A 15,178-nucleotide genomic window follows, 5' to 3' on the forward strand; every position below is an offset into this window, starting at 1 on the left:
AGAGACTTATCGGGGATTACTGACATGGCCGGTGCGCATCAGAAGAATCACGACTACCACATCATCGACCCGAGCCCCTGGCCGTTGCTTGCCTCGATCGGCGCCTTCGTCATGGCGTTCGGCGGCATTTGCTACATGCGCTACCTCGCGGGCAGCTCGCTGAAGATTTTCGGTTTCGAGCTCGCCAACGTCTGGATCCTGCTCGCCGGTCTGATCATCGTTCTTTACACCATGTTCGGCTGGTGGTCGGACACGGTAAAGGAAGCGCATGAGGGCCACCACACCCGTGTCGTGTCGCTGCACCTGCGCTACGGCATGCTCATGTTCATCGCTTCGGAAGTGATGTTCTTCGTGGCCTGGTTCTGGGCCTTCTTTGATGCCAGCCTGTTCCCGGGCGAAGCCATCCAGGCAACCCGCGCCACGTTCACCGGCGGCGTCTGGCCGCCGAAGGGCATCGAAGTGCTCGACCCTTGGCACCTGCCGCTTTACAACACCGTCATCCTGCTGCTTTCGGGCACGACGGTCACCTGGGCGCATCATGCTCTGCTGCACAACGACCGCAAGGGCCTGGTCTCCGGCCTGACGCTGACGGTCATGCTCGGCGTGCTGTTCTCCTTCGTCCAGGGCTACGAATATGCCCACGCTCCGTTTGCCTTCAAGGACTCGATCTACGGCGCGACCTTCTTCATGGCGACCGGCTTCCACGGCTTCCACGTTCTGGTCGGCACGATCTTCCTGCTCGTCTGCCTGTTCCGTGCGCTCCGCGGCGACTTCACCCCGAAGCAGCACTTCGGCTTCGAAGCGGCGGCCTGGTACTGGCATTTCGTTGACGTCGTCTGGCTCTTCCTCTTCTTCTCCATCTACATCTGGGGTAGCTGGGGCGCACCGATCGCTAACGGCTAATTCCGCGAGCATCTGACTGTTTCGAACAAGGCGGTTGCAGCCATGCAGCCGCCTTGTTCTTTTGTTGGTTCGTGGCGATTGAAACGCGATGGGGGATGCGAAATGCGGATTGCTCCGGCCGGTGTCAGTGCCGCTGCCGCAAGCGGAGCCGATCCGGGCGGCGTGATCATGATCCACCGCCAGTCCAATTATTTCGACTGGTTGGCGTTTTGACGCAGCAGTTCGATTGGACGGACGGCTGCATTGCCGTTACCAATGCCGAAATGAATGATATCTGGGCGATGCGCCCAACAACACACCGATCGAGATCAAGCCGTGAGCGAAGACAAAGCACATTTCCCGCCGGTGGATCCGGTAATGACCGGCATCAAGGGGCTTTGCCCGCGTTGCGGCCAGGGCAAGCTCCTCGACGGTTTCCTCAAGGTCAAGCCGGCCTGCACGAGCTGTGACCTCGACTATCGCTTCGCCGATTCCGGCGATGGCCCTGTGGTCTTCGTCATCCTGATCGTCGGCTTCGTCGTCGTCGGCGCGGCGCTTTGGGCGGAGGTCAACTTCAGCCCGCCGCTCTGGCTGCATTTTCTGTTGTGGATCCCGCTTGCGACCATCCTCAGCCTTGGGCTGACGCGCATGCTGAAGGGTGTCTTGATCAATCTGCAGTACCGCAACAATGCGCGCTCGGGCGAGATCGACCGTGGTTGAGCTCGAGAGCAGAAGGAAGCGGGGCCTTTTCGGACGCCTCGGCGCATTCGTTTTGCTCGCCGCCGCCTTCGCCAGTCTTATCTCGCTCGGCACCTGGCAGATGCAGCGGCTGCACTGGAAGGAAGGCCTGCTGACGGCGATCCAGGAGCGCCGGTCGGCACCTCCGGTATCGCTCGGCGAAATCGAGAAGATGCTCGCAGAGGGGGGCGACATCGACTACCGCACCGTCACGGTTACGGGCACCTTCGATCACACCAAGGAGCGGCACTTCTTCGCGACCTACAATGGCCGCACCGGCTATTATGTCTTCACGCCGCTGACATTGGACGATGGCCGCTTCCTCTTCGTCAATCGTGGTTTCGTTCCCTTCGAACAGAAGGATTCGTCGACCCGCCTTGCCGGCGAGCTTCCGGCCTTCGTCGGCATTCATGGCCTCGCACGACCGAAGCTTGACCAGAAGCCGTCGTCGCTCGTTCCGGAAAACGACCTCGCCAAGAACATCTTCTACTGGAAGGATCTCGACACGATGGCGTCGTCCGTCGGGCTTCCCGCGGACAAGGTGCTGCCGCTATTCGTCGATGCCGATGCGACACCCAATCCCGGTGGCCTGCCGATCGGCGGCGTTACCCAGTTCGATCTGCCCAACAACCATCTCCAATACGCGCTGACCTGGTATGGATTGGCGGCAGCGCTGGTGCTCGTCAGCGGTTTCTACCTGGTACGCCGCGGGCGATAGCCCCGTAACCGTCGCCGTGCTAACCCTGTTGACCGGATCGACGGCGGGGAACAATTGATGGCGATCATCGCAAACTCTCTGATTGCCTTGACGGGATTGCTGCATGTCGGCTTTCTCGTGTTCGAGATGTTTCTGTGGACCGGGCCTCGGGGAAGGGCCGTCTTCCGCATGACACCCCAGCAGGCCGAGACAACGCGGGTCCTGGCCGCGAACCAGGGGCCGGCCTTTGCCTTCGAGCTGAAGGTGTTCTTCCTTGTGTGCGTGATCGTTGCCGCTATATATGGCGCGTGGTCGGTCAAGCCGCGCATCCTCCTGATCCAGGGCGGCCCGGCGATCACAGCGCTCCTTTTCGTTCTAATGGCATCCTGATCCATGGCATCATCAGCGGCAGTAAAATCCCCGATCACCATTCGCCTTTGCGGGCCGCGCGGCTTCTGCGCCGGCGTCGACCGGGCGATCCAGATCGTCGTCCTGGCGCTGAAGGAGTTCGGCGCGCCCGTCTATGTCCGCCACGAGATCGTGCACAACCGCTATGTCGTCGAAGGCCTCGAGGCCAAGGGCGCGATCTTCGTCGAAGAACTCGACGAGATCCCGCCGGAGCACCGCAAGCAGCCGGTCGTCTTTTCTGCGCATGGCGTGCCGAAATCAGTGCCCGCGGATGCGGATGCTCGCAATCTCTTCTATCTCGACGCCACCTGCCCGCTGGTCTCCAAGGTCCACAAGCAGGCGATGCGCCATCACCGTCTCGGCCGCCACGTCGTACTGATTGGCCATGCCGGCCACCCGGAGGTGATCGGCACCATGGGGCAATTGCCTGAAGGCGCAGTGTCGCTGGTCGAGACGGTCGAGGATGCCGACGTCTACCAGCCGCCGGATCCGGACAATCTCGGCTTCGTCACCCAGACCACGCTGTCGGTCGACGACACGGCCGGCGTCATCAAGCGGCTGCACGAGCGCTTCCCGAACCTGACGGCGCCAGCAGCCGATTCGATCTGCTACGCCACCACCAACCGCCAGGAGGCGGTGAAACAGGCAGCCCCCGGCTGCGATCTGTTCCTCATCGTCGGCGCGCCCAACTCTTCCAATTCCAAGCGGCTTGTCGAAGTGGCGCTGAGGGCGGGCGCGAAGAAATCCGTGCTGGTCCAGCGCGCGTCGGAAATCGACTGGGCCGAGATGGGCGATATCTCGACGGTGGGCCTCTCGGCTGGCGCCTCGGCGCCCGAAGTGATCGTCAACGAGATCATCGAGGCATTCCGCGAGCGCTACGATGCGAGGGTGGAACTTGCCGACACGGTCGAGGAGAACGAGAATTTCCTCGTCAACCGCGAGATCCGCCACGTGCCGCTGACCGCCGCCGACATGGCCTTCGTCAACGGCGAATAACCCGCACTTCTTGCCACATTTTCTTGAGAGTGGAAGACCTTGGCAGTTTACACCGATATCACGGAAGACGATCTCTCCCGCTTTCTCACCGCCTATGACGTCGGCCAGCTAACCTCCTATAAGGGGATTGCCGAAGGCGTCGAGAATTCCAATTTCCTGCTGCACACGACCAAGGGCTCCTACATTCTCACGCTTTATGAAAAGCGCGTGAACGCCGACGACCTGCCGTTCTTCCTCGGGTTGATGCATCATCTGGCAGAGCGCGGCCTGTCCTGCCCGCTGCCGCTGCCGCGGGCTGACGGCAAGCTGCTCGGTGAGCTCTCCGGTCGTCCGGCCGCCGTCATCTCCTTCCTCGAGGGCATGTGGCTGAGAAAGCCCGAGGCAAAGCACTGCCACGAAGTCGGCAGGGCTCTTGCCGCCATGCATCTTGCCGGCGAAGGCTTCGCGCTGAAGCGCACCAATGCGCTTTCCGTCACCGGCTGGCGGCCGCTCTGGGTCAATTCCGAGGCGCGTGCGGACGAGGTGCAGGCGGGTCTCAAGAACGAGATATCGGCGGAGCTCGAATACCTCGAGAGCCACTGGCCGAAATCCCTGCCGGAAGGCGTCATCCACGCCGATCTCTTCCCGGACAACGTCTTCTTCCTCGGAGACCGGCTGTCCGGCCTGATCGATTTCTATTTCGCCTGCAACGACTACCTCGCCTATGACGTCGCCGTGTGCCTCAATTCCTGGTGCTTCGAAAAGAACGGCTCCTACAACATCACCAAGGGCATGGCGATGCTTTCGGGATATGAGAGCGTGCGCAAGCTGACGCCCGCCGAGGTCGACGCGCTGCCGCTGCTCTGCCGCGGGTCGGCACTGCGCTTCTTCCTGACGCGGCTCTACGATTGGCTGATGACGCCTGCCGGGGCGCTCGTGGTCAAGAAAGACCCGCTCGAATACCTGACGAAGATCCGCTTTCACCGCGCCATCGCTTCGAGCGCGGAATACGGCCTGAAACGCGAAGAGGGCCTGGCATGAAGCATGTCGACATCTTCACGGACGGTGCCTGCTCCGGCAATCCGGGGCCGGGCGGTTGGGGCGCGGTGCTGCGCTACGGCGAGGTGGAAAAGGAACTCTCCGGCGGCGAGGCCGAGACCACCAACAACCGCATGGAACTGTTGGCGGCGATCTCGGCGCTCGATGCGCTGAAGAGCGCCTGCGAGGTCGATCTCCATACCGACAGCAAATATGTGATGGACGGCATTTCCAAGTGGATCCACGGCTGGAAGAAGAACGGCTGGAAGACCGCGGACAAGAAGCCGGTGAAAAACGGCGAGCTCTGGCAGCGGCTGGATGAAGCCAATCGCCGCCACAAGGTGACCTGGCACTGGGTCAAGGGCCATGCCGGCCATCCTGAAAACGAGCGCGCCGACGAGCTCGCCCGCAAGGGCATGGAACCCTACAAGAAGCCGCGGCGTTCGGACTCTCTCCTCGTGAAATGAAAAACGGGCCGTAGAGGCCCGTTTCCATTTGCACTTACTTCTGCGCTCAGAGCTGTTCGAGCATCGCGGCAGCGCCGGAAACGGTCGCCTGGCCCGGGCTTTCTTCGAGATTGAGCGACTTCACCACGCCATCTTCCACCAGCATCGAATAGCGCTTCGAGCGGACGCCGAGCGTGCCGGCCGAGAGATCGATATCCATGCCGAGCGCCTTGGTGAAGGCGGCGTTCCAGTCGGAGAGGAAGTGGATCTTGCCCATGCCGCCAGACGCGGTTGCCCAGGCGCCCATCACATGCAGGTCGTTGACGGAGACCACGGCGATATCGTCGATGCCGCGGGCAAGGATCGCGTCGCGGTTCTCGAGGTAACCGGGCAGATGGTTGAGGGAGCAGGTGGGCGTGAAGGCACCCGGAACGGCGAAGAGCACGACGCGCTTGCCCGCGAAGAGCTGATCGGTAGTGACCTCCACCGGACCATCGGCGGTTTTTTCCTTGAAGGTTGCGGCTGGTAGTTTGTCTCCGACGGCAATGGTCACGGCACTCTCCTTGCGTTGCTTGCGTCTTCGCTTCTCCGCTCGTGTCGGAGAACCTGCGGGACTATAGATGCGGCCTAATCAAAGGCAAGGGTCGTCTCCATGCTGCGGCCCTTCGCGCGTATGGTGACAACGATCGGCTTGCCCTTGAGTTCCTTGTCCTTGCCGGGGAGCCGGACCGGCACGGTCGCGCCGAGGCCGGTCTCGCCCTCTGTCGTGATCTCGGGCTTGCCGAAGGAAACACCGGATGGGCCGGCCAGGAACACTTCAGGATGGTCCTTGCCGTCGGGCAAGTGAAGGGAAAGGTGCAGCACGGCCTTGTCCGCGTCGTAATGGCTCGCCGTGACGGCAAAGTCCCTGGAAGGTGCTTCCGGCAATGCGGCGATCGCGTCATCGATGCGCGCGCCGTCGAGCGGATTGTCCAGATCGCCCTCATTCAGCGCCAGCGTCAACTCGCCCTGGACCGGGATACAGATATCCTCGCAGATGCCGAGAAACACCGAGGCGCGAATGTTGACATCGCCCGTGCCTTGGACGCGCCTCAGCGTCAGCGGGAATGCGACCGGCTTGTCGTAACCGACATAGCGCACCACGCCGTCGTCGAAGGTCTTCGGCACCGGGAAGCCGATCTTCTCGAGCACGACGCCGCTCGTCGGGTCGATCGTCACCTGCGGAGGGATGCCGCTTGCGCCAGGTTCCCGCCAATAGGTCTTCCAGCCCGCATTGAGCTTGACCTCAAGCGTTGCCGGGATCGTGCCGTCCTGCTTGGGCTGGGCCGCGACCAGGCGGACCATGCCGCCCGGGGAGGTGACCCACTCGCTGGTGGCCGCCTGTGTCGCCAGCGGAAGAAAAAAAGCGGCGATGAGGCTTGCCGCGCCAATGAACTGGGCCATGTTCTGGTATGTGGAGCGCTGGATCATGCCGGAAGCAATATCGCTTTTGCCGGCGGGGCTCCAGACGCTCGAAACAGAGCGACGATCATAATCGCTTGATCGGACACGGCGAAGTGAACGTCGTGCGTGCAATATTTCCGGACCGCGACGCTGAGGCGCTTTTCATTTCGCGGCGAATTGGTAGGCTGTTCCCATGATGTCGACTCCGATGGCGCAGAAGAGACGGGAGCGAGGTTTCCTTGACGGTCAGTTCCTGATCGCCATGCCGGGGATGTTTGATGCGAATTTCGCCCGGACGGTCATCTTCATCTGCGCCCATTCGGACGATGGCGCGATGGGCTTCGTGCTCAATCGGCCTCAGCAACTGACCTTTCCGGACGTGCTGCTCCATCTCGATATTCTCGACGAGGAAGAGGCGATCCGCCTTCCGCAGATGACACGGGATTTCCAGATTCAGGCCGGCGGACCGGTCGAGACCGGGCGCGGCTTCGTGCTGCATTCCGACGACTACCTGAGCGATTCCAGCATCCCCGTCAGCGATGACATCTGCCTGACCGCGACACTCGATATCGTCCGCGCTATTTCGCGCGGGGAGGGGCCGGTCAAGGCGACGATGATGCTCGGCTATGCCGGGTGGGGACCGGGGCAACTCGAAGCGGAAATCACCCAGAACGGCTGGCTCACATGCCCGGCGCGTGAGGAACTGATCTTCGACAAGGCTCTGGACGACAAATACGACCGGGCGTTGGCCCTGATGGGCGTGTCGGCCGCGATGCTCTCCGCGGATGCGGGCCACGCCTGATTTGTCGGATGAGCCCGCTTTCTTCAGAACATTCATGCTGAAAAGCAAAGCCCGTCGGACTATTGCCTGACGGGCTTTGGACGATGGTGTGTTTCTCGCTGAGCGGCGTCGCCTTGCCGAAATCACGCCCGCTTCATCAGCGGAAAGCGTTCCTTCAGCAGCCGCTGGATCGATTCCGAGCCGATCGGCGGTCCGAAGAGGAAGCTCTGGCCGTAGTCGCAGCCCATCTGCGAGAGCTGGATTGCATCGTCCTCGGATTCGATACCCTCGGCCACCACCTGCATATCGAGTTCACGCGCCATGGTGATCACCGAGCGCAGGAGAATGCCGCGCTTGTCGCTCGGGTCACGCACCAGTGCCTTGTCGATCTTGATCGTGTCGAAGGGGAAACGCGTGAGGTAGGAGAGCGACGAATGGCCGGTACCGAAATCGTCGAGCGCCAGCTTCAGGCCTGCTTCCTTCAGCTTTTCAAGGACGAGACGGGCCTGCTCGGGGTTTTCCATCACGAGTGATTCCGTCAGTTCCATCTTCACCTTGCCCGGATCGCAGCGGTTCTTGGTGAGGATGGCGCGGACATCGTCATAGAGCTCGTTGTTGAGAAGCTGCGCGCTCGAAAGGTTGATCGAGACGAAGATCGGCAGGTCGCCGGTCTGGAGCTGCCATTCCGTCAGATCGCTCGTCGCCTTGTCGAAAGCGAACATTCCGAGCTGGCTGATGAGGTCTGAATTTTCGGCAATCGGAATGAACTCGGTCGGCGAGATATTGCCGCGCTTCGGATGATCCCAGCGCATCAGCGCCTCGAAGCCGGCGATCTCCGCGTCGTTCAATCGAACGATCGGCTGGTAGACCAGCGAGAGCTCCCTGCGTTCGATCGCCCGCTTGAGGTCGGCTTCGAGCTGGAGCCGGTCCGACCCTGATGTGCGGAAGGCGGGGCGGAAGGGTTCGACGCGGTTGCCGCCTTCCTTCTTCGCCCGGAACATGGCGAGCTCGGCGTCGTCGAGCAGGCCCGCAGCGCTTTGCTCCTGGTCGAGCCAGGAAACGAGGCCGATCGATGCCGTCAGGTTGATTTCGCGGTTGCCGTAGTTGAGCGGCACCATGATCGCCTTGCTCACCGCGTCGGCGAAATCCGCGACCTTGGCGGGGTCGCGCTCGGACATCAGGATCAGCCCGAACTGGTCGCCGCCGAGGCGGGCAAGCGTGTCTTGCGGGCGCAGGAGCCGGCGCAAGCGCCGGGTCAAGGCGATCAGGATGTTGTCGCCCGCGGCGATGCCCAGGAGGTCATTGACCTGCTTGTAGCGGTCGATGTCGATTGCGAGCACCGTCGGGCGAACCGAATTGCTGCCGTCGGCCATCAGCAGGATCGCCTGCAGCCGGTCGAGGAAGACCTGGCGGTTCGGAAGGCCGGTCAGATTGTCGAGCAGCGCATTGTGCAGCAGCCGCTCGACGGAATTGCGCTGCTCGGTGATGTCGATGATCGTGCCGACACAGCGGATGATTTCGCCGTTGGCGCCGAGCACCGGCCGGGCGCGGATGGCGAGCCAGTGGTAATGGCCGTCCTCGGCGCGCACGCGAAATTCGTGGTTGAGCTTGCCGCGGCGGCGCTCGAGAAGCACGTCGAGGGTCGCCCGGAAGCGGTCGCGGTCGTCGGGATGCAGGCGCGGCAACCAATTGCGCAAGGGGCCGTGCATGCTGCCGAGCGACAGTCCGAGCTGGGTCGAAATATCGGGCATGGTCACCACCCGATCGCGGGCGACATCCCAGTCCCAGACGGTGTCGCCGGAGCCGGTAAGCGCCAGCGACTGGCGCTCGAGATCGGAGAACAGGCCCTGCTGGTAGCCGCTGCCGGCAACCGCATGCTGCATGACGGTGAAGCCGATCAGCAGCACGATGAGCACGAGACCGCCGCCGAGCGCCGGCTGCACGATGTCGTTGGCAAGCTGGCCGGTGACGGTCAGCCAGGCGCCGAAGAGCCAGACGAGGATGAGCAGCCAGGCAGGCACCAGAAGGATTGCACGGTCGTAGCGGTTGAAGCCGAGATAGGCGATCAGCACGATCCCGACCGTTCCGGTCAAAGCGAAGGAGAGGCGGGCAATGCCGGACGCGATCGCCGGATCATAGACGGCGACGCCGAAGAGCAGGCCGAGACCCAGGATCCAGGCGAGCGTGGCGTAACCGAGATGCTGATGCCAGCGGTTAAGATTAAGATAGGTGAACAGGAAGATCACGAGGCCCGCCGCCAGGAAGACCTCGGTGCCCGCTCGCCATATTCGCTCGTCGCCGGCCGTGACGCTGATGAGCTTCGACAGGAAGCCGAAATCGACGCAGATATAGGCGAGAACCGCCCAGGCGAGTGCCGCCGTCGCCGGCAGCATAGAGGTTCCCTTGACGACGAAGAGGATCGTCAGGAACACCGCGAGCAGGCCGGCAATGCCGAGCACGATGCCGCGATAGAGCGTGAAGGCGTTGACCGTATCCTTGTAGGAATCCGGTTCCCACAGGTAGATCTGCGGCAGTTCCGGCGTCGCCAGTTCCGCGACGAAGGTGATGATGACGCCCGGCGCCAGCGTGATGCGGAAGACGTCCGCCTCGTCGCTCGGTTCGCGGCTGAGCGCAAAACCTTCGCTGGGAGTGATCGAAAGGATGCGTTTAGAGCCGAGATCCGGCCAGAAGAGCTTGGAATTCACCAGTCGGAAATGCGGTGCGACGATCACGCGGTCGAGCGGTTCGGCCGAAACGTTGGCGAGCGCGAACACGGCCCAGTCGCCCTGATGGTCCTCGCTGCTGGAGCGCACCTCGATGCGGCGCACGATGCCGTCGGTTCCAGGCGCCGTCGAGACCTGGAAGGCTTCATTGCGGCCGCTGTAGATTTCTGTCGTCGCCGTGAGGTCGAGCGCGGTGTCCTCGCGCGAGATCTTCACCGGCTCCAGAGCTTGGGCCGCACCGCCGAGCGCGCAGAAAAACGTCGTGAGCGTAATCAGAAACGCTGCCAGCTTCGAAGCTGACCAGGCGAAGGGCGAGCGGGTTAGAGGCATCAAAGGGGCATATTCCTGTTCGGTAGGGCATCGTCGGACAGGAGAGAAAAGAGCACGTGGTCCCGCCACTGGCCATTGATTCTCAAGTACTGTCTTAAGTAGCCTTCACGCTCAAAACCGGCCTTTTCAAGGAGCCGGATGCTTCTTGAGTTGTCCGGAATACAGGCTGCTTCAATACGGTGCAACTCAAGGGTCGAAAAGATGTAGGGAATGGCGAGCCTCAGGGCCGCGTACATATGGCCCTTGCCGGCGTGGCGTTCGCCCATCCAATAGCCGATCATGCAGTTTTGCCCGGCGCCGCGGCGGATGTGGCCGATGGTCAGCCCCCCGAGCAACATCTCGTCTGGCTTGTGGAAAAGAAAGAGCGGCACGGCCTGGCCGGAGGAATATTCCTGCTCGTTGCGGATGACCCGGCTGCGAAAGGCGCTCTCGGTCATCTCGTCGGGGCGCCAGGTTGGCTCCCAAGGTTCGAGGAAACCGCGGCTCTCGCTTCTCAGCTGATACCACTGGCGATAATCGGCATAGCGCGGGAGCCGCAGCAGGTAGTTCTGATCGGCGATTTCGATCGTCTCCGGCTGCCGCGACAGGAACCGAAAAACCGATCGTGTCATAGCTGCCTCCGAGGCCGTCCAGTTTGCGCGCGGGGATGCTCTATCGTCCGCCCGGCAGCGCGCCTTTGCGCTGTCACAAACCGAAACGTTGCACAACTTTGCGCGCAAATCGAATCCGATTTTGCGAAAAGACGCAAAGACTTCACCATTTCCAACACGGTGCTTGCGTCCTCGGTGGCTGAGAGCGATTCCAGGAAAAGTGGCGAACGCCTTTCCGCCAAGATTCGCCCAGACGTAAAAAAGCAAGATCATGTCACGGTTTCGATCCATGAAATGACCTACAGCGCCGCGCGTCTTATCAGACGCGCAAAGGACGCTGTAGCACTTTGATTTGCTGCGTGTCTGTCCTCAAGTCGCGGTCGTGAGGACGAGACATGCAATAGGGCCTGTTTAGCTGGCGACGGCGTGCGGAACGGCAGCCTTGCCGGTCAAGGACGACAGGATATCGCCCATCGGGGCAAGCTGCTCCAGCGGGCCGATGGCCGAAAGCGTCGGCGTCGTGTCGAAGAACAGCCGGCCGGCAAGGTCGGTCAGACGCTCGATGGTGATGCCGGAGAGGCGCTCCATCAGTTCTTCGTTCGGGATCGGGCGGCCATAGAGCATCATCTGGCGGGCAATCTGGCCGGCCCGGGCCGCCGGGCTTTCCTGGCCCATCAGCAACTGCGCGCGGATTTGGGCGCGGGCACGCTCGATTTCCTGCTGCTCGATGTTCATCGAGGATTTGCGCAGTTCGTCGACGATGACGGGCATCAATTCCGGCAGGTTCTCGCCGCCGGTGGCCGCGTGCACCCCGAAGATACCGGTATCGGAAAAGCCCCAATGGAAGGCGTAGACCGAATAACAGAGGCCGCGATGCTCGCGCACTTCCTGGAAGAGGCGTGAGGACATGCCGCCGCCGAGGATGTTGGCGAGGATCTGCGAACAGTAGAAGTCGCGGGCATGGTAGGCCTTGCCCTCGAAGCCGAGCAGGACCTGCGCGTCCATCAGATCGCGCGTCTCGCGGCTGTCGCCGCCCGTGTAGCGGGCGACTTCGAGCACCGGCGTCGCAATCGGCGTGCGCGGAAGCGCCGAGAAGCGCTCCTCCACCTGGCGCACGAAGGCCTCGTGCTCGACGGCACCGGCCGCGACCACGAACATGCGGTCGGTGGTGTAGTTGCGGCCGAGATACTGGCGGATCTGATCGGCAGAAAACGACATGACCGTATCAGGGGTGCCGAGGATCGGCCGTCCGACGGTCTGGTTGCGATAGGCGGTTTCGGCGAAACGGTCGAAGACGACGTCGTCGGGCGTGTCGTCGGCGGCGCCGATCTCCTGCAGGATCACCTGCTTCTCGCGCCGCAATTCCTCGTCGTCGAAGGTGGATTCGGTGAGGATGTCGGCGAGAATGTCGACCGCCAGCGGCACGTGATCCTTGAGGACGCGTGCATAGTAGGAGGTCGTCTCGGTCGACGTGGCGGCATTGACTTCGCCACCGACATTTTCGATTTCTTCGGCAATCTGGCGGGCGGTGCGTCGCGCGGTGCCCTTGAAAGCCATGTGCTCCAGCAGGTGGGCTATGCCATGTTCACCCAAGGTTTCATTGCGCGAACCGGATTTGATCCACACCCCGAGCGCCACGCTTTCGAGATGCGGCATCTGCTCGGTTACCACCGTCAACCCGGAAGGGAGCCGGGTGCACTCAACTTTCATCATACGTTTCTTCTCGTTCTTACCCCCGGAGACGGGTGCGCTCGCCGATAAAGGTCTCGACGCTCTTCAGGTCCGGATCCAGGATATCGAAACGCTCCTCCCTGTTCATCAGGTCAGCAAGCCACGTCGGAAGCGCCGGGTCAATACCACTGGCCGATTTTACCGCGTCCGGGAATTTCGCCGGATGGGCGGTGGCGAGCGTCACCATGGGGGCGGACGGCTTCTCGTGCTTGGCGGCGACAAAGACGCCGACGGCGCTGTGCGGATCGAGCAGATAGCCGGTTTTTTCCAGCGTCTTGGCGATCGTCTTGGCCACCTCCTTCTCCGAGGCGCGGCCGGCGCGGAACTCCTTGCGGATGGCCTTCAGCGCCTTTTCGCGTATGGTGAAGGAACCGGACTGCTTGAGGCCGTCCATGGCCGAGCGCACTTCGCCCGGGTCGCGGTCGTTCGCCTCGAACAGCAGCCGCTCGAAGTTCGACGAGATCTGGATGTCCATCGACGGCGCGGTCGTCGCCTTGACGTCGCGCATCTCGTAGCGCCCGGTCTTCAGCGTGCGGGCAAGGATGTCGTTTTCGTTGGTGGCGATCACCAGCTTGTCGATCGGCAGGCCCATCCGCTTGGCGACGTACCCGGCGAAGATGTCGCCGAAATTGCCGGTCGGGACCGTGAAGGAGATCTTGCGGTCCGGCCCGCCGAGTGCGACCGCCGTGGTGAAGTAGTAGACGATCTGGGCCATGATGCGCGCCCAGTTGATCGAGTTGACGCCCGAAAGCTTGACGCGGTCACGGAAGGCGGCGTCGTTGAACATGCCTTTGACGAGGTTCTGGCAGTCGTCGAAGTTGCCCTTGACGGCGATGGCGTGAACGTTCGATGCCTTCGATGTCGTCATCTGCCGCTGCTGCACCGGCGAAACCTTGCCGTGCGGGAAGAGGATGAAGATGTCGGTGCGTTCGCGGCCGGCGAAGGCGTCGATCGCGGCGCCCCCGGTGTCGCCCGAGGTCGCGCCGACGATCGTGGCGCGCTCGCCGCGCTCGGCCAGCACATAGTCCATCAACCGCGCAAGCAGTTGCATCGCCACGTCCTTGAAGGCGAGCGTCGAGCCGTGGAAGAGTTCCATGACGAAGGCGTTCGGTCCGGTCTGCACCAGCGGTGCCACCGCCGGATGGCGGAAGGTGGCGTAGGCTTCGTCGATCATTTCGCGGAACTTGGCCGCGGGGATCTCGCCATTGGTGAAGGGTTCGAGCACGGTGAACGCGATTTCCTGATAGGATTTGCCGCGCAAGCCCCGGATTTCCTTCTTGGAAAACTTCGGCCATTCCTTGGGGAGATAGAGACCGCCGTCGCGCGCCAGACCGGCAAGCAGCGCGTCGCAGAAGCCGAGAGGAGCGGCTTCGCCGCGCGTCGAGATATACTTCACCATGATTGTCCTTCGTCCCACGTCCAGGATTGCCGCGACCCTAGGAAAACGGCGCCGCGGCATGCCCGTCTTATTGCGTCAGTCCTTGACAAAGTCTGCATCTATTCTTGTCACCGACGCAATTTCCGACTGTAGATCAGGCTTCGGAAAATTCGGAAGGGACACGCCGACCCGATCGATTTTTCAGTTTGTCGCTGCTATAGACGATGCCCGAAGGCCATGAAAGGTCTTCCGGCCGAGATTTCGGTCAAGGAGTTTCAACCGGTCCAGCAGAGGTTGTTCAACGTGTTTGGCAAAGTATCCCGGCCTGTTCTCGCAATATCTTTTCTCGCGATTCTCGCCGGCTGTAACAAGACGCAATCCGGCGGAGCGATCGATGCGGGCGGCAGTGCCACCGCTCCGACGCCAGCCGTCGTCCAGGCCGCGTGCCCGCAGGTCGTCCTGCGCGATGGCACGTCGGTGTTCACCAGCTACGCCAAGGGTGCCAAAAACGACCCGACGAAGGTCGTCTACCAGGCCTCGCTCGCCGACACCACGCGCCAGTGCGTGCAGAGCGAAGGCGCATTGACGATGACCGTGGTGGCGCAGGGACGCGTCGTCAGCGGCCCGGCGGGTGGCCCCGGCAAGATCACCATGCCGATCCGTGTCGCTGCGACAGACGAAGATAAGACGCTTTACTCCGAGTTGACGCAACAAGCGGTCGAAATTCCCTCGACCGGCTCGGCACAATTCGTCTTCACCAAGGCGAACGTGACGCTGCCGGCCGGCGCCGGATCCAACGTCACCGTCTATGTCGGCTTCGACGAGGGTCCGCCGGCCAAGGGCAAGAAGAAGTAAGCAGCGGCGCACACCGCACAAAAAAACGCCGGGGCTTGCCCCGGCGTTCCCATTTCCATCACGTTCAGATCTCGATTTTGGGTCGGATCGACCCAAAATCATCAACGTGATCGATTCTCAACGTTGGAGCGGGATGCGGGCGGAAAACCGCACGCACTTTTCC

15 protein-coding genes are annotated in these 15,178 nt (G+C 62.2%); 9 read left to right on the forward strand and 6 right to left on the reverse strand.

Translation table 11 applies throughout. The annotated features are described in order from the left end of the window. Positions 1–24 precede the first annotated feature (24 nt). The 7 genes from ACQ5BM_RS03345 (at position 25) to rnhA (ending at position 5,205) form a co-directional block, all read left to right on the forward strand. Positions 25–903 (forward strand): cytochrome c oxidase subunit 3, encoded by an 879-nt coding sequence (locus tag ACQ5BM_RS03345; RefSeq protein ID WP_429807776.1) that lies wholly within the window; start codon positions 25–27, stop codon positions 901–903. A 315-nt stretch (positions 904–1,218) separates the two neighbouring features. Beyond that, entirely contained in the window at positions 1,219–1,602 is a 384-nt protein-coding gene (locus ACQ5BM_RS03350) for a DUF983 domain-containing protein (protein WP_429807779.1), read from the forward strand. Continuing rightward, entirely contained in the window at positions 1,571–2,338 is a 768-nt protein-coding gene (locus tag ACQ5BM_RS03355) for an SURF1 family protein (RefSeq protein ID WP_429807781.1), read from the forward strand. Before ACQ5BM_RS03350 ends, ACQ5BM_RS03355 begins: the two co-directional genes overlap by 32 nt. Before the next feature lie 57 nt (positions 2,339–2,395). Further along, a complete protein-coding gene (locus ACQ5BM_RS03360) occupies positions 2,396–2,707 on the forward strand; it encodes a DUF1304 domain-containing protein (protein WP_429807784.1) in 312 nt (103 codons plus the stop codon). A gap of 3 nt (positions 2,708–2,710) precedes the next feature. Further along, the gene (ispH, locus tag ACQ5BM_RS03365; RefSeq protein WP_429807787.1) at positions 2,711–3,721 is read left to right on the forward strand and encodes a 4-hydroxy-3-methylbut-2-enyl diphosphate reductase; all 1,011 of its coding nucleotides are present in this window, start codon (positions 2,711–2,713) and stop codon (positions 3,719–3,721) included. 39 nt (positions 3,722–3,760) lie between these two features. Continuing rightward, positions 3,761–4,741: a homoserine kinase gene (locus ACQ5BM_RS03370; protein WP_429807790.1), complete on the forward strand. Its 981-nt coding sequence runs from the start codon at positions 3,761–3,763 to the stop codon at positions 4,739–4,741. Further along, on the forward strand, positions 4,738–5,205 hold the full coding sequence (gene rnhA, locus ACQ5BM_RS03375; protein ID WP_429807793.1) for a ribonuclease HI: 468 nt from the start codon (positions 4,738–4,740) through the stop codon (positions 5,203–5,205). The genes ACQ5BM_RS03370 and rnhA overlap by 4 nt, the downstream gene beginning before the upstream one ends. A gap of 46 nt (positions 5,206–5,251) precedes the next feature. Here rnhA and ACQ5BM_RS03380 read toward each other — a convergent pair whose 3' ends face one another. Next, entirely contained in the window at positions 5,252–5,737 is a 486-nt protein-coding gene (locus ACQ5BM_RS03380) for a peroxiredoxin (RefSeq protein ID WP_057250664.1), read from the reverse strand. Positions 5,738–5,811: 74 nt separating this feature from the next. Further along, the gene (locus tag ACQ5BM_RS03385; RefSeq protein ID WP_429807796.1) at positions 5,812–6,654 is read right to left on the reverse strand and encodes a protein-disulfide reductase DsbD domain-containing protein; all 843 of its coding nucleotides are present in this window, start codon (positions 6,652–6,654) and stop codon (positions 5,812–5,814) included. Positions 6,655–6,823: 169 nt separating this feature from the next. Between ACQ5BM_RS03385 and ACQ5BM_RS03390 the strand changes: the two genes are divergently transcribed. Next, positions 6,824–7,429 carry a YqgE/AlgH family protein gene (locus ACQ5BM_RS03390; RefSeq protein ID WP_429808907.1) on the forward strand — a complete coding sequence of 202 codons (606 nt, stop codon included), beginning with the start codon at positions 6,824–6,826 and terminating at the stop codon, positions 7,427–7,429. A 122-nt stretch (positions 7,430–7,551) separates the two neighbouring features. Here the strand turns inward: ACQ5BM_RS03390 and ACQ5BM_RS03395 are convergent, their stop codons facing one another. The 4 genes from ACQ5BM_RS03395 to thrC form a co-directional block, all read right to left on the reverse strand. Then, positions 7,552–10,461: an EAL domain-containing protein gene (locus ACQ5BM_RS03395; RefSeq protein WP_429807799.1), complete on the reverse strand. Its 2,910-nt coding sequence runs from the start codon at positions 10,459–10,461 to the stop codon at positions 7,552–7,554. Continuing rightward, the gene (locus tag ACQ5BM_RS03400) at positions 10,461–11,072 is read right to left on the reverse strand and encodes a GNAT family N-acetyltransferase (RefSeq protein ID WP_429808910.1); all 612 of its coding nucleotides are present in this window, start codon (positions 11,070–11,072) and stop codon (positions 10,461–10,463) included. The genes ACQ5BM_RS03395 and ACQ5BM_RS03400 overlap by 1 nt, the downstream gene beginning before the upstream one ends. Positions 11,073–11,462: 390 nt before the next feature. Next, complete coding sequence (locus ACQ5BM_RS03405; RefSeq protein ID WP_429807802.1) at positions 11,463–12,764, reverse strand: M16 family metallopeptidase; 1,302 nt, start codon at positions 12,762–12,764, stop codon at positions 11,463–11,465. A gap of 16 nt (positions 12,765–12,780) precedes the next feature. Then, a complete protein-coding gene (gene thrC / locus ACQ5BM_RS03410; protein ID WP_429807804.1) occupies positions 12,781–14,181 on the reverse strand; it encodes a threonine synthase in 1,401 nt (466 codons plus the stop codon). Positions 14,182–14,463: 282 nt separating this feature from the next. Here thrC and ACQ5BM_RS03415 point away from each other — a divergent pair, with 282 nt between their 5' ends. Next, positions 14,464–15,015 carry a hypothetical protein gene (locus ACQ5BM_RS03415; RefSeq protein ID WP_429808912.1) on the forward strand — a complete coding sequence of 184 codons (552 nt, stop codon included), beginning with the start codon at positions 14,464–14,466 and terminating at the stop codon, positions 15,013–15,015. Positions 15,016–15,178: the final 163 nt, after the last annotated feature.

This window comes from Ensifer sp. B1-9, from assembly GCF_050474445.1.
Classification (GTDB): Bacteria; Pseudomonadota; Alphaproteobacteria; order Rhizobiales; family Rhizobiaceae; genus Ensifer.

Excerpts from the sequence above, each read along its gene's own strand:
- ACQ5BM_RS03345 (WP_429807776.1), top strand. The coding sequence starts at position 25 with ATGGCCGGTGCGCATCAGAAGAATCACGACTACCACATCATCGACCCG.
- ACQ5BM_RS03355 (WP_429807781.1), top strand. The coding sequence starts at position 1,571 with ATGCGCGCTCGGGCGAGATCGACCGTGGTTGAGCTCGAGAGCAGAAGG.
- ACQ5BM_RS03360 (WP_429807784.1), top strand. The coding sequence starts at position 2,396 with ATGGCGATCATCGCAAACTCTCTGATTGCCTTGACGGGATTGCTGCAT.
- ispH (WP_429807787.1), top strand. The coding sequence starts at position 2,711 with ATGGCATCATCAGCGGCAGTAAAATCCCCGATCACCATTCGCCTTTGC.
- rnhA (WP_429807793.1), top strand. The coding sequence starts at position 4,738 with ATGAAGCATGTCGACATCTTCACGGACGGTGCCTGCTCCGGCAATCCG.
- ACQ5BM_RS03385 (WP_429807796.1), bottom strand. The coding sequence starts at position 6,654 with ATGATCCAGCGCTCCACATACCAGAACATGGCCCAGTTCATTGGCGCG.
- ACQ5BM_RS03390 (WP_429808907.1), top strand. The coding sequence starts at position 6,824 with ATGTCGACTCCGATGGCGCAGAAGAGACGGGAGCGAGGTTTCCTTGAC.
- ACQ5BM_RS03395 (WP_429807799.1), bottom strand. The coding sequence starts at position 10,461 with ATGCCTCTAACCCGCTCGCCCTTCGCCTGGTCAGCTTCGAAGCTGGCA.
- ACQ5BM_RS03400 (WP_429808910.1), bottom strand. The coding sequence starts at position 11,072 with ATGACACGATCGGTTTTTCGGTTCCTGTCGCGGCAGCCGGAGACGATC.
- ACQ5BM_RS03405 (WP_429807802.1), bottom strand. The coding sequence starts at position 12,764 with ATGATGAAAGTTGAGTGCACCCGGCTCCCTTCCGGGTTGACGGTGGTA.
- thrC (WP_429807804.1), bottom strand. The coding sequence starts at position 14,181 with ATGGTGAAGTATATCTCGACGCGCGGCGAAGCCGCTCCTCTCGGCTTC.